This is a genomic window from Synechococcus sp. MU1625 (assembly GCF_020514205.1).
GTDB lineage: Bacteria > Cyanobacteriota > Cyanobacteriia > PCC-6307 > Cyanobiaceae > Parasynechococcus.
The window spans coordinates 19,123-40,739 of record NZ_VTLA01000012.1 but is presented as its reverse complement, the minus strand read 5'-3'; the positions used below and the strand labels follow the sequence as shown (position 1 = coordinate 40,739).

Annotated in this window: 23 protein-coding genes; 11 read left to right on the top strand and 12 right to left on the bottom strand. The window is 63.1% G+C overall.

The features are described from left to right. Window positions 1-12 precede the first annotated feature (12 nt). Window positions 13-1,608 carry a glycosyltransferase family 39 protein gene (locus FZX13_RS12820; protein WP_226409870.1) on the bottom strand — a complete coding sequence of 532 codons (1,596 nt, stop codon included), beginning with the start codon at window positions 1,606-1,608 and terminating at the stop codon, window positions 13-15. A gap of 70 nt (window positions 1,609-1,678) precedes the next feature. Between FZX13_RS12820 and FZX13_RS12815 the strand changes: the two genes are divergently transcribed. The 3 genes from FZX13_RS12815 to FZX13_RS12805 all read left to right on the top strand — a co-directional run bounded on the left by FZX13_RS12815 (window position 1,679) and on the right by FZX13_RS12805 (window position 5,442). Beyond that, window positions 1,679-1,819, top strand: a complete 141-nt coding sequence (locus FZX13_RS12815) for a hypothetical protein (protein ID WP_226409869.1) — start codon at window positions 1,679-1,681, stop codon at window positions 1,817-1,819. 219 nt (window positions 1,820-2,038) lie between these two features. Then, window positions 2,039-3,553 (top strand): iron uptake porin, encoded by a 1,515-nt coding sequence (locus tag FZX13_RS12810; RefSeq protein WP_226409868.1) that lies wholly within the window; start codon window positions 2,039-2,041, stop codon window positions 3,551-3,553. A gap of 221 nt (window positions 3,554-3,774) precedes the next feature. After that, the gene (locus FZX13_RS12805; protein ID WP_226409867.1) at window positions 3,775-5,442 is read left to right on the top strand and encodes an iron uptake porin; all 1,668 of its coding nucleotides are present in this window, start codon (window positions 3,775-3,777) and stop codon (window positions 5,440-5,442) included. Here FZX13_RS12805 and FZX13_RS12800 read toward each other — a convergent pair. Then, window positions 5,432-5,809 carry a hypothetical protein gene (locus tag FZX13_RS12800; RefSeq protein WP_226409866.1) on the bottom strand — a complete coding sequence of 126 codons (378 nt, stop codon included), beginning with the start codon at window positions 5,807-5,809 and terminating at the stop codon, window positions 5,432-5,434. The two genes, FZX13_RS12805 and FZX13_RS12800, sit on opposite strands and share 11 nt — an antisense overlap. On the opposite strand from FZX13_RS12800, the gene FZX13_RS12795 reads away from it, so the two are divergent. From FZX13_RS12795 to FZX13_RS12780, 4 genes are all read left to right on the top strand, one after another. Beyond that, on the top strand, window positions 5,795-7,474 hold the full coding sequence (locus FZX13_RS12795) for an iron uptake porin (protein WP_226409865.1): 1,680 nt from the start codon (window positions 5,795-5,797) through the stop codon (window positions 7,472-7,474). The genes FZX13_RS12800 and FZX13_RS12795 overlap by 15 nt on opposite strands. A gap of 114 nt (window positions 7,475-7,588) precedes the next feature. Continuing rightward, complete coding sequence (cysK, locus tag FZX13_RS12790; RefSeq protein ID WP_226409864.1) at window positions 7,589-8,557, top strand: cysteine synthase A; 969 nt, start codon at window positions 7,589-7,591, stop codon at window positions 8,555-8,557. Next, window positions 8,554-9,222: a J domain-containing protein gene (locus FZX13_RS12785; RefSeq protein ID WP_226409863.1), complete on the top strand. Its 669-nt coding sequence runs from the start codon at window positions 8,554-8,556 to the stop codon at window positions 9,220-9,222. Before cysK ends, FZX13_RS12785 begins: the two co-directional genes overlap by 4 nt. Beyond that, complete coding sequence (locus FZX13_RS12780; protein ID WP_226409862.1) at window positions 9,219-11,285, top strand: glycosyltransferase family 39 protein; 2,067 nt, start codon at window positions 9,219-9,221, stop codon at window positions 11,283-11,285. The genes FZX13_RS12785 and FZX13_RS12780 overlap by 4 nt, the downstream gene beginning before the upstream one ends. Here FZX13_RS12780 and FZX13_RS12775 read toward each other — a convergent pair. Continuing rightward, window positions 11,264-11,518 carry an NAD(P)H-quinone oxidoreductase subunit O gene (locus FZX13_RS12775; RefSeq protein WP_115025407.1) on the bottom strand — a complete coding sequence of 85 codons (255 nt, stop codon included), beginning with the start codon at window positions 11,516-11,518 and terminating at the stop codon, window positions 11,264-11,266. The two genes, FZX13_RS12780 and FZX13_RS12775, sit on opposite strands and share 22 nt — an antisense overlap. Window positions 11,519-11,599: 81 nt before the next feature. Between FZX13_RS12775 and FZX13_RS12770 the strand changes: the two genes are divergently transcribed. Continuing rightward, a complete protein-coding gene (locus FZX13_RS12770; protein WP_226409861.1) occupies window positions 11,600-12,529 on the top strand; it encodes a TIGR01777 family oxidoreductase in 930 nt (309 codons plus the stop codon). Here the strand turns inward: FZX13_RS12770 and FZX13_RS12765 are convergent. From FZX13_RS12765 to FZX13_RS12750, 4 genes are all read right to left on the bottom strand, one after another. Next, entirely contained in the window at window positions 12,477-12,749 is a 273-nt protein-coding gene (locus FZX13_RS12765) for a hypothetical protein (RefSeq protein ID WP_226409860.1), read from the bottom strand. The two genes, FZX13_RS12770 and FZX13_RS12765, sit on opposite strands and share 53 nt — an antisense overlap. Beyond that, window positions 12,746-13,915, bottom strand: a complete 1,170-nt coding sequence (locus tag FZX13_RS12760; protein ID WP_226409859.1) for a lipid-A-disaccharide synthase-related protein — start codon at window positions 13,913-13,915, stop codon at window positions 12,746-12,748. Before FZX13_RS12760 ends, FZX13_RS12765 begins: the two co-directional genes overlap by 4 nt. Window positions 13,916-14,056: 141 nt before the next feature. Further along, window positions 14,057-14,476: a hypothetical protein gene (locus FZX13_RS12755; protein ID WP_115095394.1), complete on the bottom strand. Its 420-nt coding sequence runs from the start codon at window positions 14,474-14,476 to the stop codon at window positions 14,057-14,059. A gap of 49 nt (window positions 14,477-14,525) precedes the next feature. Beyond that, on the bottom strand, window positions 14,526-14,918 hold the full coding sequence (locus FZX13_RS12750) for an iron-sulfur cluster assembly accessory protein (protein ID WP_226409858.1): 393 nt from the start codon (window positions 14,916-14,918) through the stop codon (window positions 14,526-14,528). Between the two features lie 70 nt (window positions 14,919-14,988). On the opposite strand from FZX13_RS12750, the gene zds reads away from it, so the two are divergent. The 3 genes from zds to FZX13_RS12735 are packed head-to-tail and all read left to right on the top strand — an operon-like array spanning window position 14,989 to window position 17,376. Further along, window positions 14,989-16,455 carry a 9,9'-di-cis-zeta-carotene desaturase gene (zds, locus tag FZX13_RS12745; protein ID WP_115095392.1) on the top strand — a complete coding sequence of 489 codons (1,467 nt, stop codon included), beginning with the start codon at window positions 14,989-14,991 and terminating at the stop codon, window positions 16,453-16,455. Next, window positions 16,455-16,892 (top strand): SRPBCC family protein, encoded by a 438-nt coding sequence (locus FZX13_RS12740; protein ID WP_226409857.1) that lies wholly within the window; start codon window positions 16,455-16,457, stop codon window positions 16,890-16,892. Before zds ends, FZX13_RS12740 begins: the two co-directional genes overlap by 1 nt. Next, window positions 16,867-17,376: a hypothetical protein gene (locus FZX13_RS12735; protein ID WP_226409856.1), complete on the top strand. Its 510-nt coding sequence runs from the start codon at window positions 16,867-16,869 to the stop codon at window positions 17,374-17,376. The genes FZX13_RS12740 and FZX13_RS12735 overlap by 26 nt, the downstream gene beginning before the upstream one ends. Here the strand turns inward: FZX13_RS12735 and FZX13_RS12730 are convergent. The 5 genes from FZX13_RS12730 to FZX13_RS12710 all read right to left on the bottom strand — a co-directional run bounded on the left by FZX13_RS12730 (window position 17,355) and on the right by FZX13_RS12710 (window position 21,606). Next, window positions 17,355-18,149, bottom strand: a complete 795-nt coding sequence (locus tag FZX13_RS12730; protein ID WP_115095389.1) for a uroporphyrinogen-III synthase — start codon at window positions 18,147-18,149, stop codon at window positions 17,355-17,357. The two genes, FZX13_RS12735 and FZX13_RS12730, sit on opposite strands and share 22 nt — an antisense overlap. Further along, window positions 18,146-19,348, bottom strand: coding sequence for a glycosyltransferase (locus FZX13_RS12725; protein ID WP_226409855.1), 1,203 nt, complete (start codon window positions 19,346-19,348; stop codon window positions 18,146-18,148). The genes FZX13_RS12730 and FZX13_RS12725 overlap by 4 nt, the downstream gene beginning before the upstream one ends. 65 nt (window positions 19,349-19,413) lie before the next feature. Continuing rightward, window positions 19,414-21,015, bottom strand: a complete 1,602-nt coding sequence (locus FZX13_RS12720; RefSeq protein WP_226409854.1) for a glycoside hydrolase family 3 N-terminal domain-containing protein — start codon at window positions 21,013-21,015, stop codon at window positions 19,414-19,416. Continuing rightward, window positions 20,996-21,400, bottom strand: coding sequence for a 30S ribosome-binding factor RbfA (rbfA, locus tag FZX13_RS12715; RefSeq protein ID WP_115025419.1), 405 nt, complete (start codon window positions 21,398-21,400; stop codon window positions 20,996-20,998). Before rbfA ends, FZX13_RS12720 begins: the two co-directional genes overlap by 20 nt. Then, window positions 21,400-21,606 carry a DUF751 family protein gene (locus FZX13_RS12710; protein ID WP_226409853.1) on the bottom strand — a complete coding sequence of 69 codons (207 nt, stop codon included), beginning with the start codon at window positions 21,604-21,606 and terminating at the stop codon, window positions 21,400-21,402. The genes rbfA and FZX13_RS12710 overlap by 1 nt, the downstream gene beginning before the upstream one ends. Between the last annotated feature and the right edge of the window lie 11 nt (window positions 21,607-21,617).

Below are 21,617 nucleotides of genomic sequence, written 5' to 3'. Positions count from 1 at the left end.
GTCGGGCTCAGGCTACCGACAGTCGGCCAGGCTCCATTGCTCCGTTTGCCCCTCGATGATGCAGTTCTCCTGAGGTTTGTCGCTGAGACGCCGACTCCTGCCACCTTTGAAACGCTGGATACGTTGTTCGGCGTACCAGTTCAGGCTGGGACGTTCGTCGTAGCCCTTCAGAGTTAACTCAGGCCCAGAGTTGTCTCGGGCTAAGGCCGCAACGGGTCGCACGGGCCAGGTTTCGTTGAGTTCCCACAACCACAGTGGGGAGTGAAACAGCAGAGCCAGAGCCGCCACATTGCCGCAGGCCAGGCTGATCACCCCAAGGCGCCGTTGACCCGGAGAGGCGGATCGCAGCCACCATCCGCCGGCACACCAGCCGAAGCCCAGTACGGCCGCTAGTCCGCGATAGGGCGCAAGGCTGCTGCCGATGCTGCTGAAACTGCTCAGCCACAGCAGCAGGAGCAGCAGGCCGAGTCCGCACCAAAACGATGGAAGCTGCAACAGCAGCCAGCGGCAGGGTGGCCTTGGGCTGTCCGGTGAAACTGAAGACGAGGAGGGTCGCTCTACCAGCCAGACCAGCAGCGGCGCGCAGAGGAGGGCGATCGGCAGCCAGAGCGGGTGGCTGTACCAGGGAAGCTGGGTGCGTAGCGGCAGAATTGCCCCGGCCAGGGTGAGCAGGCTGGCCAGTGACCATCGTCCCCAGCGGCTCTGGCGCCACCGCCAGGCCCAGATCAGGGCAAAGGGCACCAGGGGCAACCAGGGCCAGCCCCCTTCCACGATTTCGATCACGGGGACTCGCCACCCCAGATCACTGCCTTCGCCGGCATCCAGCAGAACCCGCCCTGCGCCATCACCACCCCAGAGCCAGAGCGCCTCGGCCCCCCGGATGTGGGCATGCCACAGATGCCAGCCCATTCCCGGTGCCAGGCCCAGCATGATCCCAGTGCAAGCCGTGGCACGGTTGTTCCAGGCTTTCCATTCCTGGCCCCAGACCAGCGCCAGGCCGGCGGCCACGGCCGAGGGCACCAGCAGGGGTGCCTTGAGCAGCAGCATCGCGCTGGCCATCAGGCCGGCCACCATGCCCCAGAGGCCGCTCCATCGGCGTTGGTTGAGTTGCAGCAAGGCCAACCACAGCAGAGCCATGGCCGTCAGCTGAGTGCCATCCAGCATGGCCAGGCGTCCGTGCCGAGCCACTGGGAGCAGCGATAGCAGGATCACGCTGGTAGCGATGGCGCTGGAGCGATCTCCCGGCCGCAGCGTCCATTGCAGCCAACCTCCGAGGGGGACTACCAAGCAAGACAGCAAGGCCGGCGCCAGCCTGATGGTCCACTCCGAGGGGAGCTGGTTGGGCTGCGTCGTCGCGCCGATCACCAGTGCGATCAGGCTGTGCAGTCCTGGTGCCTTGTTGAGGTACGGCGCGCCCCAGAGGGTGGGCAGCAACGGGGCTTCACCGAGTTCGTGGCGAAGTTCGAGGGCCACCCTGGCCACGGTGGCCTCATCGAAGTCCCGCAGGGGGAGATCTCCGAGGCCAATCAGAGCCAGAACTGCAGCGATAAAGCCGAGACCAATCAATGCGATCCAGGGGGCTGGGTCAGGAGCTGAGCCGGAGCGCATGGGTGCTCCTCATCGCATCAAAAACTGAGTATGGTCCGGGTGTTCAGGATGCAGCGACGTGGAGTGGTGAATGCTTCCTTCGGGAAGCGAACACAATTCCGAAGGCGTGGCCGGCATTCACAATCCTTCAGGAGGAGGTGTCCATGATTTCCAGTTGTTTGATTCAGGGTCTGCTGATCGCGGAGAACGCCGGCTGAACGGCGCCTTCTGACTGATCATCCGGTTCCGCGGCAAAAGCGGACCCGGCGAGAGCCCCCGCCCGGTTTACCGGGCGGGGGCATCGTTTTTAGGAGCCCTCTGCTCGGCCCAAACAGTCGTTGTTGATACATGTCGATGTAAAGACCGGCACAAGTCGACTTGGATGTTCGATGGCTGCCTCTCACAATCTGGAAATGGCGTAGTTGCGCCTATTTCCTGTGTGAGGAATTCAATGAAGCTTTTCCAGCAACTGCTGGTGGCTCCTGCCGCCCTTGGCCTTCTGGCCAGTGGCGCTAATGCCGCCGAGCTGAACATCAACGGCGTTTCTGATTACGCGGCTTCCGCTGATCAGGTGACCAGCGTCACCCAGTTCTCCGACGTCTACCCCACTGACTGGGCCTATCAGGCTCTGGCGAACCTGGTGGAGCAGTACGGCTGCGTGGCCGGCTACCCCAACGGCACCTTCCGTGGCAACCGGGCCATGACCCGCTACGAAGCGGCTGCCCTGCTGAACGCCTGCCTCGACCGGATCACTGAAGTGACCGACGAGCTGCGTCGCCTGCTCAAGGAATTCGAAACCGAGCTGGCCATCCTCAAGGGTCGCGTTGACGGCCTCGAGGCCCGTGTTGGCGAACTGGAAGCAACCCAGTTCTCCACCACCACCAAGCTCAAAGGTAAAGCTGACTGGGTCTTCGGTGCTGCCAAAGCTCACGGCAAGCGCAGCGATGCTTTCGCAGCCGAAGCTGGTGGTACTTCCTTCAGCTACAACCTGGCGCTGAACCTGGAGACCAGCTTCACCGGTAAGGACTTGCTCTATACCCGTCTTCGTGCGGGCAACATGAACAACGTCTACGGCGGCGCAGGCACCTATGGCCTGTTCGCTCAGGAGTACGGCTTCGACTCTGACAACGCTGTCAAGGTCAACCGTATGTGGTACAGCTTCCCCATCGGTGAGAACTTCACCGTGGTTGGTGGCCCGATGGTTCGTATGGACGACATGCTGCCGGTGTGGCCTAGTGCCTATCCGTCTGCCATGACGTACGACTTCTTCACCTACGCAGGTGCGCCTGGTGTCTACAACCTGGCCCTCGGCGCTGGTGCTGGTGTGTACTGGAAGTCTGATGATTTCAGCATCTCCACCAGCTACCTCTCCAAAAACGGCAACCTGAGCGACCCGAACACGGGTGGCATCGGTACCGATGGCGCCGATTTCTCTGCCACCACTCAGATCGCCTATGCGCCTGAGAACTGGGGTGTTGCTGCTGGCTACACCAAGGCTTCCGGCAACAGCGAGAAGCTCTACATCGGCAATGCCAACCCTCAAGCTGCTATCGCTTCTGGGATTGGTAGTCAGACCAACTCCGTTGGCCTGAGTGCCTGGTGGACTCCTGAAGATTCCGGCTGGATTCCTTCCATCAGTGCTGGTGCTGGCAAGACCTGGTTCGACGGCAACAACGCCGACGGCTACTCCGCGTCCTGGTACGTGGGCCTCGAGTGGGATGACGTCTTCCTGGAAGGCAACTCCTTCGGTATGGCTGTTGGTCAACCCACCTTTGTCGCCGACGTTGATGGCGACGCTGTCGAAGATGGTGCCGGCTACGCCTGGGAATTCTTCTACAAGTTCCAGGTCACCGACAACATCTCCGTGACCCCTGCCATCACCTACCTGAGCAAGCCCTTCCCTTCTCAGGACTCCAATGGCATGAACGCCATGAGCGGTCTGATCAAGACACAGTTCAAGTTCTGATCATTGGTTTCGAGGCTCCTTTATGGGGCCTCAACCATTTCAGAAATTTCAGCTCTCCACTTCGGTGGGGAGCTTTTTTGTGCATGACGCGGTTGGTGGATGGTCTTAACCGACACCTAAACAACTCTTGAGTTGGCCTTATCCCCAAAGGGAGGACGTACCCATAGCGTGAGGCCGCTGGCATGTCTTGCCGGCGCCTTTCTCTTGGTGTGAGAACCCCCATGAAGCTTTTCCAGCAACTGCTGGTGGCTCCTGCTGCCCTTGGCCTTCTGGCCAGTGGCGCAAATGCCGCCGAGCTGAACATCAACGGCGTTTCTGATTACGCCTCTTCCGCTGATCAGGTGACCAGCGTCACCCAATTCTCCGACGTCTACCCCACCGACTGGGCCTATCAGGCTCTGGCGAACCTGGTGGAGCAGTACGGCTGTGTGGCTGGCTACCCCAACGGCACCTTCCGTGGCAACCGGGCCATGACCCGCTACGAAGCGGCTGCCCTGCTGAACGCTTGCCTCGACCGGATCACTGAAGTGACCGACGAGCTGCGTCGCCTGCTCAAGGAATTCGAAACCGAGCTGGCCATCCTCAAGGGTCGCGTTGACGGCCTCGAGGCCCGTGTTGGCGAACTGGAAGCAACCCAGTTCTCCACCACCACCAAGCTGAAAGCCAAAACCGTCTGGGTGGCTGGTGCGACGCGCGCCAAAGGTGATAACTACAACACCGGTGGCGAGAAGGGTGCCCGTGCTGCCTACAACGCTGAGTACGGCGCTTTCTCCTTCAGCTACGACCTGCGTCTTGGCCTGAAGACCTCCTTCTCTGGTAAAGATCTGCTCTACACCCGCCTGCGCGCGGGCAACATGGGCGACACCAGCGTGTGGGACGGCAACGGCGTCAGCCTGAACAAACTCGACACGGCTGCCCCCGGCGGCAACATCGTCGAAGTTGATCGTATTTACTACCGCTTCCCCGTCGGCGACAGCTTCACTGTCCAGGTCGGTCCTCTGACCCGGAACACCGAGATGATGGGCTACAAGGCCACGGCTTATGCCAAGGGCGGTACCAAGATTCTCGACTTCTTCGGTGGTTCCCTGGGTACCCCCGGCGTCTGGAACAAGGAGACCGGTGGTGGTTTCGGTGCCATCTACACCAACAAGAAGCAAGTGGAGAAGGGCAACCCCTACTTCACCGTGGCTGCTAACTACGTTGCCGACTCCGGTGAGGCCAATGACAGCAACCCCAACACGGGTGGCTTCATGACCGACAACTCCGAAGGCAACATCACCACTCAGATTGCCTATGGCAACAAGCAGTGGGGCTTTGCCGCCGGTTATCGCTACGGCCAGTGCGGCGCCAAGTTCCGCACCGGTACGGAGTACGCCGTTGGCGACAAGTTCGGCACCCCTTGCAGCGTCGCCACTGGGACCGATGCTGATGGTGAAGACATCATGGATCGCTCCGGTGCGCAAAGCAACAGCGTCTCGCTGCATGGCTTCTGGCGTCCCGAAGATTCTGGTTGGATGCCTTCCATCAGCGCCGGTTTTGGTAAGTCCTTCCTGAGCGGCAATAGCGATTGGGATGACGTCACCAACAAGCGCGGTATGGCCAGCTGGATGGTGGGCCTCACCTGGAACGATGTCCTTCTTGAAGGCAATGCTCTGGGTTATGCCGTGGGTCAGCCCCAGTTCGTTTACGACGTCGAGGATGGCTTTGTGGCTGATGGCGGTTACGCCATGGAGCTCTGGTACAGCTTCCAGGTCACCGACAACATCCAGATCACCCCAGCCATCTACTGGCTCAGCCGTCCTTTCGGTGACGAAACCCAGAACGTCAATGGCGACTACAAGTCCCTCGGCGTCTTCGGTGGCCTGGTTCAGACCACCTTCAAGTTCTGATCTCTTGGCCTGACTTCGGTTGGGCCTTCAGAACAACCTTCCTCACACACACATCTCCCAAGCCCTCCCGTGCGGAGGGCTTTCTTGTTGCTGGGGTGAAAGTTGCTTGACGACGTTCTGCTGTCTCGATGTATTCCCTCTTCAGCTGGTTCGTGGTCTGCGAGATGGTTGGTGTTGTTGAGGACGCTGCTGTTTGGTTTTGGGCCGCCCCTGTTCCGAAAATGATTTTGTCGGTGGCCTTGGCTTCGCGTTGGCGTGTTTGTTGAATTTCCTTTGGTCTTGTAAAAAAAACAATTGAAGGATTTGCTTTTTGAGTGTATTTGCCTAGAAGTATGAGCGTTGAAGGGTACTTATGAAGCTTGTTCATAAACTGTTGGTGGCTCCTGCCGCCCTTGGCCTTCTGGCCCCTCTGGCTGTTGTCAACAGCCCAGCAGCAAATGCCACTGAGCTGAACATCAACGGCGTTTCTGATTACGCGGCCACATCCAGTGGCAACAGCCTTGATCAGGTGACCAGCGTCACCCAATTCTCCGACGTCTATCCCACCGACTGGGCTTATCAGGCTCTGGCGAACCTGGTGGAGCAGTACGGCTGCGTGGCCGGCTACCCCAACGGCAGCTTCCGTGGCAACCGGGCCATGACCCGCTACGAAGCGGCTGCCCTGCTGAACGCTTGCCTCGACCGGATCACTGAAGTGACCGACGAGCTGCGTCGCCTGCTCAAGGAATTCGAAACCGAGCTGGCCATCCTCAAGGGTCGCGTTGACGGCCTCGAGGCCCGTGTTGGCGAACTGGAAGCAACCCAGTTCTCCACCACCACCAAGCTCAGCGCTCAAACCGCATGGTTGGCTGGTGCGACGCGCGCCAAAGGCGACAACTACAACACCGGTGGCGAGAAGGGTGCACGCGCTGCTTACAACGCTGAGTACGGCGGCTTCTCCTTCAGCTACGACCTGCGTCTTGGCCTGAAGACCTCCTTCAGCGGTAAGGATCTGCTCTACACCCGCCTGCGCGCTGGAAACATCGGTACCTCCAACGTTTGGGGTGGCAACGGCGTCAGCATGAACAAACTCGATATAGCGGGCCCTGGTGGCAACAACGTCAGAATTGATCGTATGTACTACCGCTTCCCCGTCGGCGACAGCTTCACTGTCCAGGTCGGTCCTCTGACCCAGAACACGGACATGATGGGCTACAAGGCCACGGCATACGCCAAGGGCGGTACCAAGATTCTCGACTTCTTCGGGGGCTCCATGGGTACCCCCGGTGTGTGGAACAAGGAGGGCGGCGGTGGCTTCGGTGCCATCTACAGCAACAAGAAGCAAGTGGAGAAGGGCAACCCCTACGTCACCGTCGCTGCTAACTACGTTGCTGATGCCGGTGAGGCCAATGACAGCAACCCCAACACGGGTGGCTTCATGACCGACAACTCCGAAGGCAACATCACCTCTCAGATTGCCTATGGCAACAAGCAGTGGGGCTTTGCTGCCGGTTACCGCTACGGGCAGTGCGGCGCCAAGTTCCGCACCGGTACGGAGTACGCCGTTGGCGACAAGTTCGGCACCCCTTGCACCGTTGGTGACGCTGACGACCGCAGCAACGCCGATAGCCACAGCTGGTCCTTCCACGGCTTCTGGCGTCCGGAAGATTCCGGTTGGATGCCTTCCATCAGCGCTGGTGTTGGTAAGTCGTACCTCAATGGCAACGACGACTGGGACGACAACACCAACAAGCGGGCCATGGCCAGCTGGATGGTGGGTCTGACCTGGAACGACGTCTTCCTCGAAGGCAACGCCCTCGGTTATGCCGTGGGTCAGCCCCAGTTCGTCTATGAAGTCGAACGTGGTGACGTGGCCGATGCCGGTTATGCCATGGAGCTCTGGTACAGCTTCCAGGTCACCGACAACATCCAGATCACCCCAGCCATCTACTGGCTCAGCCGTCCCTACGGTGACAACACCCAGAACGTCAACGGCGACTACAAGTCCCTCGGCGTCTTCGGTGGCCTGGTTCAGACCACCTTCAAGTTCTGATCTCTTGGCCTGACTTTCGTTGGGCCAACAGAACAACTTTCCTCACACACACACATCAAGCCCTCCCCTGCGGAGGGCTTTTTTTTATGGTTGTTCCGCGGGCAAGCTGCACCCATGAGCATTGCGCCTGATATCACGGCCCTGATCGGCGGCACGCCCCTGGTGCGCTTGAACCGCCTGCCTCAGGCTTGTGGCTGCCAGGCCGAGATCCTGGCCAAATTGGAGAGCTTCAATCCCTCGGCCTCGGTCAAAGACCGCATCGCCAGCGCCATGGTGTTGGAGGCGGAGCAGGCCGGCACGATCGTTCCCGGACAAACGGTGCTGGTGGAACCCACCAGCGGCAACACCGGTATCGCCCTGGCCATGGTGGCGGCGGCCCGGGGGTACCGGCTGATTCTCACCATGCCGGACACGATGAGCACCGAGCGACGGGCGATGCTGCGGGCCTATGGCGCTGAGCTGCAGCTCACCGACGGTGCCCAGGGCATGAATGGGGCGATTGCCCTGGCCAAGGAGTTGGTGGCGGAGATCCCTAACGCTTATCTGCTCCAGCAGTTCGACAACCCCGCCAATCCAGCCGTGCATGAACGCACCACGGCCGAGGAGATTTGGCGCGATACGGAGGGCCAGATCGATGCCTTTGTGGCAGGGGTGGGGACCGGTGGCACGATCACCGGCTGTGCCCGGCTGCTGAAAGAGCGTCAGCCGCAGCTCCAGGTGATTGCCGTCGAGCCCGAGGCCAGTGCCGTGCTGTCTGGGAAGCCTCCAGGTGCCCATCGCATTCAGGGGATCGGGGCCGGCTTTGTTCCTGCGGTGTTGGAACTGGATCGGATTGATTCGATCCTCACGGTGAGCGATGAGGAGGCGATGCAGGTGGGACGACGACTGGCCCGGGAGGAAGGTCTGCTCTACGGCATCAGCAGTGGAGCAGCCATGGCAGCGGCCCTCCGCGTTGGCCAGGATCCCGCCATGGCTGGCAAACGGCTGGTGGTGATGCTGGCTAGTTATGGCGAGAGATATCTCTCAACACCGATGTTCAGTGCTGCTTCGCAGCTTCCCGCCCGGAGGGATGGCCAGCTGTGAGCGACCCCTATGCCGTGCTTGGCGTCAGCAGCACCGCCAGCAACGCTGAGATCAAAGCTGCCTATCGCCAGCTGGTGAAGCAGCACCATCCCGATGCCGGCGGCGACGATCAGCAGATGCTGGCCCTCAATGCCGCCTGGGAAGTGCTTGGCGATGCCGAGCGCCGTAAGGCCTTTGATCGCACGCGGCCCCAGCCGGGGCGTGCCGCATCTCCGGCGGATCTGCGCCGCGCCAGCCGTGCCCACGAGCGCTCTGTAGCGGCCGACGATGCGCTGGTGGAGTGGCTGCGGCGGGTCTACGCCCCGATCGATCGCATGCTCGGGGAGGTGATCAATCCTTTCCCCAAGCAACTCAAAGCACTGTCGGCTGATCCCTATGACGACGAGCTGATGGAGGCGTTCTGCAGCTATCTCGAGGCGAGCGGACGCCGGATGGACAAGGTCAAACAACTGTTCCAGTCATTGCCCACGCCGGCCTCGGCCCGTGGCTTCGGCCTCAGCCTGTATCACTGCCTCTCAGAAGTGGAGGACGCTCTGGCAGAGCTGGAGCGCTACACCATGGGCTACGTGGATGGTTACCTCCACGATGGTCGCGAGATGCTGCGCGAGGCCAAGCAGCGACGCAAGCGGCTCCAGGATGAACGGCGTCGGTTGGAGATCGTGTGAAACAGCGCTGGCGTTTTTGGGCCTGGGTTGGCCTGATCTGGGTGCTGTCAACCCTGGTGGATCGGCTCTGGTGGACCCTGCAGACCGGTGTCCCTGCCTGGGATCAGGCTGACTACCTCAACAGCGCCATGGACCACGGCCGCGCTTTGGGATTGCTGCCGGGTGGCGGTTGGCAGGGGTGGCAGGCATTGCTGGATCTCTCCCCGAAGATTCCGCCCTTGGCCTCATTGGTGAACGGCACTGTGATGGCGTTGAGTGGCGATGCCCCGGAGCAGGCGGCCTGGAGTCTCAGCCTTTGGCATGGTCTGCTCCTTGTCGTGATGGCGGGCTGGGGGAGACGGCTGCAGGGGGAGGGCTTGGCCCTGATCGCCTGCCTTTTGGCGGCATTGACGCCGGCCTTCCTGGATTTGCGAACGGATTACGTGCTTGAGATGGCCCTTGTGGCCAGTTGCAGTCTGGCGATCTGGCGTCTCGGGGTCTGGTGCGACCCCCAGACCGGTGGCCACTGGGGGCAGGCCTGGGGATGCACCGTGGCGGCTCTGGCGGCGGTGCTGGTGAAGCAGAGCGCCTTGCTGGTGCTTGTGCCCGCCGGTTTCTGGGCCGCCGGGATGGCGATTCGCCGGCGTGGACCTTGGTTGCGTCAGGCCCTGCTCTTGCCCTTCCTCACGGCTGCGCTCGTTGGCCCCTGGTTGCGGCACAACTGGATCACCAGCCTCGGCGGTACCAACCGGGCGGTGTTCGAGTCGGCTGCCCGGGAAGGGGATCCCGGCGTGCTCAGCCTGGCCAGTTGGCTGTGGTATCCGCGCCTGTTGCCGGAGCAGCTGGGCGGTGTGCTGCTGTTGGTTGGTCTGTCGGGGGTGCTGCTCTGGTGCTGGCAGCGCCAGCAGGTTTCAACCGATCACGCCTGGTCTTGGCGCTGGCTCGTCATCAATCTTGTGGCGGCCTGGGTGCTCACCACCCTGAGCCCCAACAAAGGCGATCGCTACATCGCTCCCCTGCTTCCCGCTCTGCTGTTGCTGCTGGCCCGGGGTTGGTGGCAGTGGGGGCATTGGTTGCAGGCCAGACGCTCAGCGTTGGTATGGCCTCTGTTTGGGGCAGGGCTGCTGGCCTGTGTGCCCGCGGGCTGGGCCCATCAGCTGCATCGTTTTGAAGATCGTCCCCGCGGCCCGGTGGAGGCTCTGGTGGAGGCTGCTGGAGGTGCAGACCCCAGCAGCCCTCCCGCCACCTTGATCGTGGTGCCCAGTACCTCTGATCTCAACCAGCACAACGTCAGCTTCTACGGCCGTCGCCGGGGGGGGCAAACCGTTGGACGCCAGCTGGGTGGCAGCCGCCGTGACCGTGAGCCTGTGTTGGAGCGGGCGGAATGGGTGGTGTTGGCGGAAGGGAACCAGGGATCGGTGCGCAAGGCTGCACGGCGCTTGGATCAAGCCGTGCGCAGCAGCGGTGTGTTCGAGCTGGTGGATCAGTTTCAGCGTCCCAGGGGGGGCAGTTATTCCCTCTGGCGCCGCCGCTTGACCCACCCGATTGCAGAACCATCCTTTGCGGATCGCTTCCCCAGCCTCGCCGCCGGGCTGGCCGCTGGGCCGGTGGGGCTGGATCCAGTGTTCGCAGCGGTCGGGCAGGAGCACATGCTCGATGGCCATTTCAGCTATCGAGACCCGGTGCGCTCAGAGGCCCTGGAGGCATTGGCCCAGGATCCCCAGGCGATTCCACCGCGCTGGACCCTGGCGCTGCTGGCGGTGCTTGAGAACCGACCGGCGCAGGCTTCAGAGCAGTTCGAGGCCTTGCAACGCCTGTTGCCCGATAACCCCTGGCCAGCGGCTTACCGCAGCGTGGTCAACCTGGCGGGCTGGAAACCCTGGCAGGCCGCAGCAGCTGCAGACGGGTCTACCGTCTCGAACCCAGTGCTCGTGGCCTTGGGGGATCTCAGCGGGGTCCTGTCGGGTGCCGTTTGGCGCATCCCCGCCGCCATGACGTCAGTTCCTGCGGCCGTCACAGCCGTGGAGGAGGCGCTGGAGACCCCCTCGAATCAAGAGCAGGATCAGGAGCAGGCTTCCAGCTGATCCATCCGTAGCCACACATCGGGTACCGGGCGATTCCAACGCACCTGGCCGTACTCCCCCTTGACCAGCAGCAGCTCACCGGGGCCTTCAAAGATGTATGCGGGTGCCGTGGGGTCGCTGGCAGCCGCTTCAAGGCTGGCGCTGTAGGCGGCCTTGTTCACCCTGACCAAAGCACCTTTCCGCAGCGCAGCAGGCTTGGCCTTGGCGGGAGCAGCGGCGTCGGATTCGGCCATGACAAGAAATGGTGATGGCCCCAGGCTAAAACCAATCGCCTACGAACCCCTTAGCCTCCCAGCCGCCCCACCCTCGCTTTCATGCGTCTGCTGCTGTTCGGCTGCACTGGTTTCGTTGGCCGTGAGCTTCTGCCGCTCCTGCTCCAGGCCGGCCATCAGCTCACCGTGGTCAGCCGTCGGCTGGCCCGTGGTTACAACACTGAACGGGCGGATGGGCGACTGATCTGGATGCAGCTCGACCCCTCCAGCAGCAGCACCTGGGCCGATGCTGGGCTTCTGGAAGCTCTGAACCAGGCCGATGCGGTGGTCAACCTGGCGGGGGAACCGATTGCTGAGAAGCGTTGGACCCCAGCTCACCGGCAGTTGCTGGAGACCAGCCGTCTGCAGACGACCTCGCAGCTGGTGAAGGCGATCGAGGCCTGTTCAACCCCGCCGAAGGTGCTGGTGAACGCTTCGGCGATCGGTTTCTACGGCTCCAGCCTGGAGCAGCGTTTTCTCGAATCGAGCAAACCCGGCAACGACTTTCTCGCCAGTTTGTGTCAGCGCTGGGAGGCGGCTGCCGCGGCAGTTCCCTCTTCGGTGCGGCAGGTCACCCTGCGGATCGGCATCGTGCTGGCCGCCGACGGCGGCGCGCTCGGAAAAATGCTTCCGGTGTTTCGTACGGGTTTTGGCGGTCCGATCGGCAGTGGCCGGCAGTGGATGAGTTGGATCCACCGCAGTGACCTTTGCGCTCTGATCCTTCAATCCCTCACGGACGAGAGCTGGAGTGGCGTGATCAATGCCGTTGCTCCCGAGCCGGTGTCGATGGCGGCCTTCAGCAAGCAGCTGGGACGCAGCCTGGGACGCCCCAGCCTGCTGCCGGTCCCTGGACCGGTGCTCCAGGTGCTTCTGGGGGATGGCGCCAAGGTGGTGCTGGAGGGTCAGCAGGTCGCTTCGGAGCGGCTGGACACCATGAACTTCAGCTTCCGTTACCCCGATCTGGCTTCAGCACTCGCCGCTGCCACCAGCTGAAGATGCCGCTCACCAGGGCCGCCATGATTAGCAGGCTGATGGCCGGTGCGAATAGGGGTTGCCACAGCACCTGAACCCGGTCCATGAGCCAGTCATCTCCTTGGCTTTGGCGCACCACCGCAACCGCAAAGACCCCCGCTCCGACAAACACAAGCAGCACGTTCACCATCAGCAGGCGGTCCAGCCAGCGTTTCCAGGCCGGTTCTGAAGGGGCACTCATGGCAGCAGTGCACTGATGGCTGCCGCCATTCTCGGGCCTCCACCCGCCTCTCCAAGGCGTCGTTTTGCTTCCACTCGGCATTGCTGCTGGAAGCCTGGATCCCTTCGGAAGCGATCCAGCAGCGCCAAGGCCAACTCTGCTGAGGCCTTGAGGGCCTCACGGCTGCCGCTCTCCCCGGAGGCGCAGAACACGGTGGGGCCCAGCAGGCGCCGCTGGGCTTCTGCGAACGCCGCGGTGAATTGCGGCCCCTGGCCTAACACCTGCAGCACCGGTTTGGCCAGTCCAACGGCCTGCTCGATGGCGGTGCCCGCCATACCGATCATCAGATCGCTGTTCTGCAGCACGGCATTGAACGCCCCGCGGCGCACGTTGATCGACACGGATCCATCGCGATGCAGCTCGCCATTCGTCAACCGCCAGCCGACCCTGTTGCTCAGTCGCTGCAGGCTGACGTCATCCAGACTGGGCACCAAGGCCAGATCCACGCTGCAGGGTGGTGTGGTGGGCAGCAGCTCCATCAGCTGCAGCAGCAGCTGCAGGTTCTGCTCCAGTTCCGGTCGGCGGCTGCCGGGCAGCAGACCGATGCGCTGACCGCTGGCTGTCGCTATGGCTGCCCCTGTCAGCACTGAATCCATGAACGGATTGCCCAGGAAGGTCACCGGCCGATGCAGTTGGTGACTGAGATCCTCAGCGGTGCGTTGATCGCGGCTGTACACGGCTTTAAACCGTTTGCTTTTCAGCAGAGCGGCGCAGGGCCAGGGCAGGCGCAGCTGCCCTTCGTAGTGGCTGGAATAGGCCACTAGGTAGGTCGCAACGGGGCGGTGACTGAGCCATGCAGCGATCACGGGAATCACATCCCCCACCACCAGGATCAGATCAAAGCGCTGCCGATGACGCAGCAGACGAATCAGGCGTCTGAGCAGATACAGCACCTGCCCCTGCAGCAGTTCTGTCAGGCGACCCTGAAGGCTGGTGTAGCCGATGCCGCCGGTGCTGAATTCATGGCTGCGTCCCAGCAGCGGCACGTCGGCCTTGCGGTAGGCGCTGCCGAGTCCCGCCAGGGGGAGCGCCTGCACGCTGTGCCCTTGCTGCTGAAGGTTTTGGGCTAGCAGGGCGCCGGAGAGGTCTTCGCCGTGGCCATTGCTCAGCAGAAGGATGCGTGCCATTGAAGGGTTCTCTCTCACCACATCCAGGTGCTCGGATCCGGAATGCCGTTCGTGCGCTGGGACGGCAGTCGGCTGATGGTCGAGGTGGCTGTCATGCAGGCAGAGGGCGCATCCGGGTTCTGGACGAGCAGGCGGTTGAACTCAGAGCTCAAGCCAGGCTTTCACTTTCTCGAGAGCCTTCCAGCCTGGTTTGCGCTCGAGGCCATCGGCGATTGAGGCCTTGAGTTCGCTGGACACCTCCGGGGCAAGGGTCATCACTTGCTGCACCACCTGGATGTGGTCCCGCACGCCCTTGGATTGCGTCTCCAGCAACGCCAGGCTCAAATTGATCCTGGCCTGGGGGTCCTGGCCGTTGAGCTTCACGGCGAAGCGTGCTGATCGCAGCGCTTCCTCCGGCTGATCGCAGAGCAGCTGCAGCCAGGCGAGACAGGTCCACCCTGCCGACTGGCGCGGGGCGGCTTCGACGATGCGGGCGAAATCAGGCAGCACCTCATCGGCAGCAGCGCCGCTCTGGTAACGGGCCATCGCCTGCTCAAACAGGCTGTCCTGGGAAGTCTCCATCAACAGGGAGAGGGCAGTGATCTCTTCTCAGAGTCCCACGTGGCTTCGCTCACACCGCAAAGGAACTGCCGCAGCCACAGGTCTGGCTGGCGTTGGGGTTGGTGAAGTTGAAGCCGCCACCAATCAGGGCTGTGCTGAAGTCCAGCTGCATTCCGTAGATGTAGAGCAGGCTTTTCGGATCGCAGATCACCCGGAAGTTCTGGCCATCCGCGGCCATGTACTCGTAGGTCTCGTCGTCGTCGAGGGTGTCTGAGGCGGGCACGAAATCCATCGTGTAGCTCATGCCGCTGCAGCCCCCGGAGCGGACGCCGACGCGCAGCACCTGGTTGTCACCCTGTTCGCCACACAGCTTCGCCAGCTGCTGCATCGCCGGTTCGGTGATCAGGATGCCCTTGCCGTCTTTGGCGGTATGGGCCGGCGCAGTATCGGGGGTGGAAGTCATGGTCGACGCAGGCTCGTGCTCTCACTCTATGAACGCTCATACATAGAGTCGCCATAGTTGTCCAGATCTTGTGCGGGTCGCGATCGTTGGTTCCGGCCTCGCCGGCCTCTCCGCTGCTGTTGACCTCGTGGATGCAGGCCATGAGGTGAATCTCTACGAAGCCCGTCCGTTCATGGGCGGCAAGGTGGGCAGCTGGGTGGATGAGGGCGGTAACCACATCGAGATGGGGTTGCATGTTTTCTTCTTCAACTACGCCAACCTCTTCGCCTTGATGCGCAAGGTGGGGGCGTTTGAGAACCTGCTGCCCAAGCAGCACACGCACCTGTTCGTCAACAAGGGTGGTGATTTGCGGGAGCTGGATTTCCGCTTCCCCATTGGTGCGCCGTTCAATGGCCTCAAGGCCTTCTTCACCACGCCGCAGCTGAGCTGGATCGACAAGCTGCGCAATGCCCTGGCCCTGGGCACCAGCCCGATCGTGCGTGGTTTGGTGGATTACGAGGGAGCGATGCGCACCATTCGTGCCCTCGACTCCGTCAGCTTCCAGGATTGGTTTGTGGGCCATGGCGGCAGCCCGGAAAGCATCCGGCGGATGTGGAACCCTGTCGCCTACGCCCTTGGTTTCATCGACTGCGAGGCCATCTCCGCCCGCTGCATGCTCACCATCTTCATGATGTTTGCTGCCAAGACAGAGGCCTCCAAGCTCAACCTGCTGAAGGGATCCCCCCACCGCTGGCTCACCGGGCCGATCTTTGACTACATCCAGCAGCGTGGCGGCAAGCTGCATCTGCGCCACCGGGTGAAGCAGGTGGAATTCAGCGAGGGCGAGGTGCCCGTGATCACTGGCCTCCAGCTTGGAACGCCTGAGGGAGACATTCGCGTTGAGGCCGATGCCTATCTGGCGGCCTGTGACGTGCCGGGGATTCAGAAGTTGTTGCCCGAAGCGTGGAACCGGTACCCGCAGTTCGAGGCGATTCATCAGCTGGAGGCCGTGCCAGTGGCCACGGTTCAGCTCCGTTACGACGGCTGGGTGACCGAGCTGGGGGATGCCCAGGAGGCCCAGCGTCGGGACGTGGCGACCCCCACAGGTCTGAACAATCTTCTGTACACCGCCGATGCCGATTTCAGCTGCTTCGCTGATCTGGCTCTGGCGAGCCCGGAGGACTACCGCAAGGAGGGAGAAGGATCCCTGCTGCAATGTGTGCTGACTCCGGGGGATCCCTGGATTCCCAAGTCGGTCGACGAGATCGTGGCCCACACCGACCGTCAGGTGCGGGAGTTATTCCCCTCAGCCCGCAACCTCAAGCTCACCTGGAGCAACGTGGTGAAGCTGGCCCAGTCGTTATACCGGGAAGCCCCGGGGATGGAGCCCTACCGCCCCGAGCAGCGCACACCGATCTCTAATTTCTTCCTTGCCGGCAGCTACACCCGCCAGGACTACATCGATTCGATGGAGGGGGCCACGATGAGCGGCCATCTGGCGGCGGCGGCGATTCTCGATCGGCCTGTGAAGCTGGCCACCAACGCGGCGGTGGCCTGATGGGACGCTGGCTCGAACACACGGTCACCACCGAGGTGCAGGCACCGGCCGCCAAGGTCTGGGAGGTCTGGAGTGATCTCGAGGCGATGCCTCGCTGGATGCGTTGGATTGAGTCGGTCAAGCCCCTGGAGGATCCCGATCTCACCGATTGGACCCTGGCGGCCCAAGGGTTTCGCTTCAGCTGGAAAGCCCGGATCACGCAGCGGGTTGAAGCCCAGCAACTGCATTGGGAATCCGTGGGCGGATTGCCCACAAAGGGGGCGGTGCGCTTCTATCCCGAAGCCGACGACCGCACGGTGGTCAAGTTGAGCGTGGCCTACGAATTGCCGCGGGTCTTGGCACCGTTAATGGAACCCAGCATCCTGGGGGGCATCGTGACCAAGGAGCTTCAGGCCAATCTTGACCGTTTCCGTGACCTGGTGGAAGCAGGCGGCTGAGTGCTGGCTTCTTCCCGTTGTTGTGTTGGTGTCCGTGGCCGGCTGTGGTGGTGAAACGCCAACGGCCACAGCATTGCCATCAGCTCCAGTGCAGCCTGCGCCGTCGCCCGAAGCGTCTGCTCCCGCAGCTCTAGCTATCGGCCTGACCCCATTGCCCTCGGTCGAGGAGGTGCAGCAGGCTGCCCCTGGGGGACGGGTCGATCCCTTCGGTCCACTGTCCGGTGCGGATGGTGCGGATGTTCAGGACGGCACGTCCGTCATCACTCCGACAGTGACGGGAGTTCTGATGGTGGGCAATCAGAAACGAGCCATGGTGACCACCGCCAGCGGCAGCGGTGTGATCTGTGTGGGTGCCGATGGCCGCTGCGAGGATGACGCTCCGCTGGTTCTGCCGACGGGATGGTCGGTGCTCAGCATCGATATGGTGAGCGGCTGCATCCGCCTGTCGCTGAACGACGAACCTCAGGACTTTTGCATCGCCTGAGCACAGGCGTCGGCCAGTCCCTCGAGATCGTGGGGGTCGGCCTCGGAATCCACCCGCCCGAAGCATTGCCGGCAGCTGCGGCTGGTCTGGGGGCCGATCGAAATCACTTTCACCCCCTCCAGTCGTTTGGTCCAGCCTGGGCCGAAGCGTTGCTCCAGTAGTTGAGCGGTGTGCTCCGCCGTCTTGCCGCTGCTGAAGGCGATGGCATCGACGCTGCCCTCGTCCAAGGCGGCTGCTGTTGGGTCCGGCATCGAGGAGGGGCATCCGGATTCGTAGGCCGCCACCTCCACCACCCGCACTCCGGCCTCGCCGAAGGCATCCGCCAGCAGGGTGCGACCACCGCTTTGCACTCGTGGCAACAGCATCTTGAGGCCCCAGCCCGATACCGGGAAGTGATCGATCAAGCTGTCGGCCACGAAGCTCGGGGGCACAAAATCCGCCGCAGCCCCCAGGTTCTCCAGCACTTGCGCCGTCTTGCGGCCCACCGCCGCAATCTTGAGGCTGGCGGGGCGCCGTGCCAGGCAACGGCCGATGCGCTGCAGCCGCTGCTCCACGGCCTGCACGCCATTGGCACTGGAGAACACCAGCCAGTGAAAGCTGTCCAGCTCCTCAAGGGCGTCATCCAGGGGGCCCCAGTGGTCGGGTGGTCCGATCACCAGGGCCGGAAGGTCCAGCACCGTGGCACCTCGCTGCTCCAGCAGCTGACGCGCGGCCCCCTGCTGGTCGGCCGCGCGGGTGATGATCACCGTTCGGCTCTTCAAGGGATGGCTCAAGCGACAGCCTCCCCGTTCAGCTTCACGACCCCCTGCACTTTCTCCCGGAGCTCGTCGGCCGCGTCGGATTGCCCCTGCGTCTGAAGCAGGCTGATGGCGCGGATGAAGCTGCTGCGGGCCGCATCGATGTTGCCGCCCAGCAATTGCGCCACCGCGTTGTTCTGATGGCACGCGGCGTTGTTGGGATCCAGGGCGAGGGCGCGCCCGTAGGCCTCGAGGGCCGCAGCGAGATCACCGCGCCGCCGTTGCATCAGCCCCAGGTTGTACCAGGCCAGGGCTACTTCTGGGGCCCGCTGGGCGGCGGTCTGGGTGAGGCTGATGGCTTCCTCAAGGTCGCCCTGTTCCATCAGTCGGGCCGCCAGGTTGAGTCGGGCTCCCAGACTCACCCGGGTGTCGAGGGGAATCTCCAGCGCTTGCCGGTAGCAGCGCACCGCTTGGGCGGGATCGCTGGGGGTCAGGGCCAATCCCAGGTGCAGCAGCAGCTCATAGCGTTCTGCACTGGCCGCATCGCATTGCTTCAGGCCGCTTTGCAGCAGGGGGATGGCTTGGTCGGTCTTGCCTTCACTGATCAATAGACCCCCGAGCTTGGCGCTGGCGTAAGGATCACCGGGGCGGTCCCGCAGGTCGTCTTCCATGGCCTGCCGTAGCCGATCCGCCTTGTCGCTGCCCTCCAGCAGCTCCGGTCTGTAGCCGTCGTGGAGGATCGCAGGTTCACTGCAATCGGCGATGCGCCATTGGGGTTCCGTCTCCAGCAGGGCGCGAACGCTGTCGTCGATCATCGAGTGATAAGGCCGACTCCACTGGATTGCGGGGTGGCGGCGGAACAGGCGACTGACGCTGGAATAGGGCGCCATGGCGGCTCCCACCTCGTAGCGCAGCAGGTTGATCACCAGCACATCGGGCTGGGCCATCAGAGCCTTCAGGGCGGGGACGGCCTCGGGGCGCAGCTGTTCATCGGCGTCCAGCACCAGCACCCAGTCACCGTTGAGGAATTCCATGGCCTGGTTACGGGCCGGGGCGAAGTCCCCAGGCCAGGTGATGCGTTCCACCCGGGCTCCGGCGGCTTCGGCAATGGCCACCGTGGCATCGCTGGAACCGGTGTCGACCACCACCAGCTCGTCGGCAAAGCCCTGCACGGAGCGCAGACACTCCCCGAGACGCGCCTCTTCATCGCGCACGATCATCGAGAGGCTGAGCATGGCCGGCCGGCTGGAAGTTGGCGAGAGGTTAGATGCGGTTGGCCCTTGCGGTTGATTGGATGTGGTCAGTCGGTGAATGCACCGCCTCCGCCAGCCGGTGAACTGGTGGGAAACAGCGCGGTGAGCACCTGGCGCTGGGCCTCCTGCATCTGGCCAGCGGAATAGGCGGCCGGGCAACCGCTGGGCAGAATGGCCTGAAGGCTCTCCCAGAGGTAGGGGCTGCCGTAGATCACGACCCCGGCCAGTCGGTTGAGGACGACCAGTTGTTGGATGGCTGCAGCCCAGGGCTCCTGCGCGTCCCGCCCAGCGCGGAAGGGGTTGCCCCGCAGGAACAGTTGCAGCATCACTGGGCCATTCCCCAGGCGGTCCAGTGCAAGGGGTGCCTCCGGCTGGCCGCTCCAGGGCGACAGGCCTTCTCCATGCAGCACCACCGAGCGAAATCCTTGGGTTTCGGGAATGCGCAGGGCCGGTGACCAGCCGCTGAGGGCGGCTGCGCCGGGTAACAGTGAATCCACCCGCACGAGGTTGATCCCTGCGTCAGCCTGCACCACTGCATCGCGGATGGTGAGGCTGTGGCGCACCAGCTCCGCTTCCAGAGCCTGGTCGGCTGCCGTGACAATCGGCCCTGAAGGGGCGCTGATTGGGATTGATTGCAGAGCATGGGCACGGCGCTGACGGCTCTCCTCCAACCGCTCGAGGGGCAGTCGTCCGCTTTTGAAGCCAGCGCAGAGGCCATCGATGGCGGCATCGGCATCCGCTGGCATCAGGATCAGGTCGGCTCCGGCTTCAAAGGCCAGGACGGCCGCTTCTGCTGCGCCATGCCGTGCGCTGATCGCTTCCATCACCAGGGCATCGGTTACGACCAGACCGTTGAACCCCATCTGGCGCCGCAGCAGATCGGTGAGGACAACCTTGGAGAGGGTGGCGGGCTGTTGTGGATCCAGTTCCGGCAGCAACAGGTGGGCCGTCATCACGCTGTCAATGCCGGCGGCAATGGCGGCACGGAATGGGGGCAGTTCCACCTGTTCCAGCCGTTCGCGGCTGTGGGGCAACACCGGCAGGTCGAGATGGGAGTCGCTGGCGGTGTCGCCGTGGCCGGGAAAGTGCTTTGCACAACCGAGCACATCGGCCTGCGATAGCCCCCGCTGAAAAGCCACGGCCAGGGCGCTGGCACAGCTGGGATCCTCGCCCCAGGCCCGCACATTGATGACGGGGTTGGCGGGGTTGTTGTTGACGTCGCACACCGGTCCCAGCACCCAGTTCAGGCCGCAGCGGCGAGCCTGTTCGCCGGTGCAGCGGCCGTAGCGTTCGCTTAGTGCCATGGCAAGCTCGGCGTCGTCCCAGTAGAGGCGGCCAAGGGCCAGGGGCGGCACCAGCCAGCTGGCGCCCTCGAAGCGTTGGCCCACGCCCTCCTCCACGTCTGCGCAGAACAGCAACCGCTGGCTACTCCAGCCCTGCAGTTGCTGGGTGCGCTGCTGCAGCTCCACAGCAGTGCCCCCCAGCAGAATCACGCCGCCGACACCTTCCTGCAGCAGACGCTGAAGTGTGCTGTTGGGCAGTTCCCATTGCGGGTAACGGCGCTGGTGGTCGCTGAGATGACCACTGGCCCGCAGCACCAACAGCTCAGCCACCTGGCGACGCAGGTTGCTACTCGCTGGGCTGTTCATCACTCCCCGGTGGAACCTCACCTCGCTGCTGCCGTTCATCCTCGAGGCGATTCAGCAGCCCCAGCACGGAGGTGCCGCGTTCCAGGCCGCGGTCTAGTTGGAACACCACCTCGGGGGAGCGGCGCATCTGCAGCCGCCGCCCCAGTTCTCCCCGCAGGAAACCGCTGGCGGCCTGAAGACCTTCGAGCACCTGTGCGCGCTCCTGGGCCTCTCCGAACACGCTCACAAAGATCTTGCAGTGCTGCAGATCGCCGGACACTTCCACCTCGGTGATGCTCACCATGCCCTGGTGCACCCGTTCATCCCGAATGCCATTGATCAATAGTTCACTGACTTCCTTTCGGATCAGCGCGGCAACCCGCTCCACTCGACGCCCCTGTGCCATCACGCCATCGGTGCTGAATTCACCATGGCACGCAGCACAAGTATGAGGCTGATTCCGCCGCTGATCAGGGCGCCGATCAAGGCGACGGCTGTGACGGGATTGCTCCGGCGTGCGATTAGGGGTTCGGCGACGGAATTCATCACCCCGAGGGTGAAGGCCACCAAGTAGCGGGGGTAACGGGAGACGTTGAGAAAAAACTCCCGCATGGTTCTGGCGA

Excerpts from the sequence above, each read along its gene's own strand:
- FZX13_RS12820 (WP_226409870.1), bottom strand. The coding sequence starts at position 1,608 with ATGCGCTCCGGCTCAGCTCCTGACCCAGCCCCCTGGATCGCATTGATT.
- FZX13_RS12815 (WP_226409869.1), top strand. The coding sequence starts at position 1,679 with ATGCTTCCTTCGGGAAGCGAACACAATTCCGAAGGCGTGGCCGGCATT.
- FZX13_RS12810 (WP_226409868.1), top strand. The coding sequence starts at position 2,039 with ATGAAGCTTTTCCAGCAACTGCTGGTGGCTCCTGCCGCCCTTGGCCTT.
- FZX13_RS12805 (WP_226409867.1), top strand. The coding sequence starts at position 3,775 with ATGAAGCTTTTCCAGCAACTGCTGGTGGCTCCTGCTGCCCTTGGCCTT.
- FZX13_RS12795 (WP_226409865.1), top strand. The coding sequence starts at position 5,795 with ATGAAGCTTGTTCATAAACTGTTGGTGGCTCCTGCCGCCCTTGGCCTT.
- FZX13_RS12800 (WP_226409866.1), bottom strand. The coding sequence starts at position 5,809 with ATGAACAAGCTTCATAAGTACCCTTCAACGCTCATACTTCTAGGCAAA.
- cysK (WP_226409864.1), top strand. The coding sequence starts at position 7,589 with ATGAGCATTGCGCCTGATATCACGGCCCTGATCGGCGGCACGCCCCTG.
- FZX13_RS12775 (WP_115025407.1), bottom strand. The coding sequence starts at position 11,518 with ATGGCCGAATCCGACGCCGCTGCTCCCGCCAAGGCCAAGCCTGCTGCG.
- FZX13_RS12770 (WP_226409861.1), top strand. The coding sequence starts at position 11,600 with ATGCGTCTGCTGCTGTTCGGCTGCACTGGTTTCGTTGGCCGTGAGCTT.
- FZX13_RS12765 (WP_226409860.1), bottom strand. The coding sequence starts at position 12,749 with ATGAGTGCCCCTTCAGAACCGGCCTGGAAACGCTGGCTGGACCGCCTG.
- FZX13_RS12760 (WP_226409859.1), bottom strand. The coding sequence starts at position 13,915 with ATGGCACGCATCCTTCTGCTGAGCAATGGCCACGGCGAAGACCTCTCC.
- FZX13_RS12755 (WP_115095394.1), bottom strand. The coding sequence starts at position 14,476 with ATGGAGACTTCCCAGGACAGCCTGTTTGAGCAGGCGATGGCCCGTTAC.
- FZX13_RS12750 (WP_226409858.1), bottom strand. The coding sequence starts at position 14,918 with ATGACTTCCACCCCCGATACTGCGCCGGCCCATACCGCCAAAGACGGC.
- FZX13_RS12740 (WP_226409857.1), top strand. The coding sequence starts at position 16,455 with ATGGGACGCTGGCTCGAACACACGGTCACCACCGAGGTGCAGGCACCG.
- FZX13_RS12725 (WP_226409855.1), bottom strand. The coding sequence starts at position 19,348 with ATGCTCAGCCTCTCGATGATCGTGCGCGATGAAGAGGCGCGTCTCGGG.
- FZX13_RS12720 (WP_226409854.1), bottom strand. The coding sequence starts at position 21,015 with ATGAACAGCCCAGCGAGTAGCAACCTGCGTCGCCAGGTGGCTGAGCTG.
- rbfA (WP_115025419.1), bottom strand. The coding sequence starts at position 21,400 with ATGGCACAGGGGCGTCGAGTGGAGCGGGTTGCCGCGCTGATCCGAAAG.
- FZX13_RS12710 (WP_226409853.1), bottom strand. The coding sequence starts at position 21,606 with ATGCGGGAGTTTTTTCTCAACGTCTCCCGTTACCCCCGCTACTTGGTG.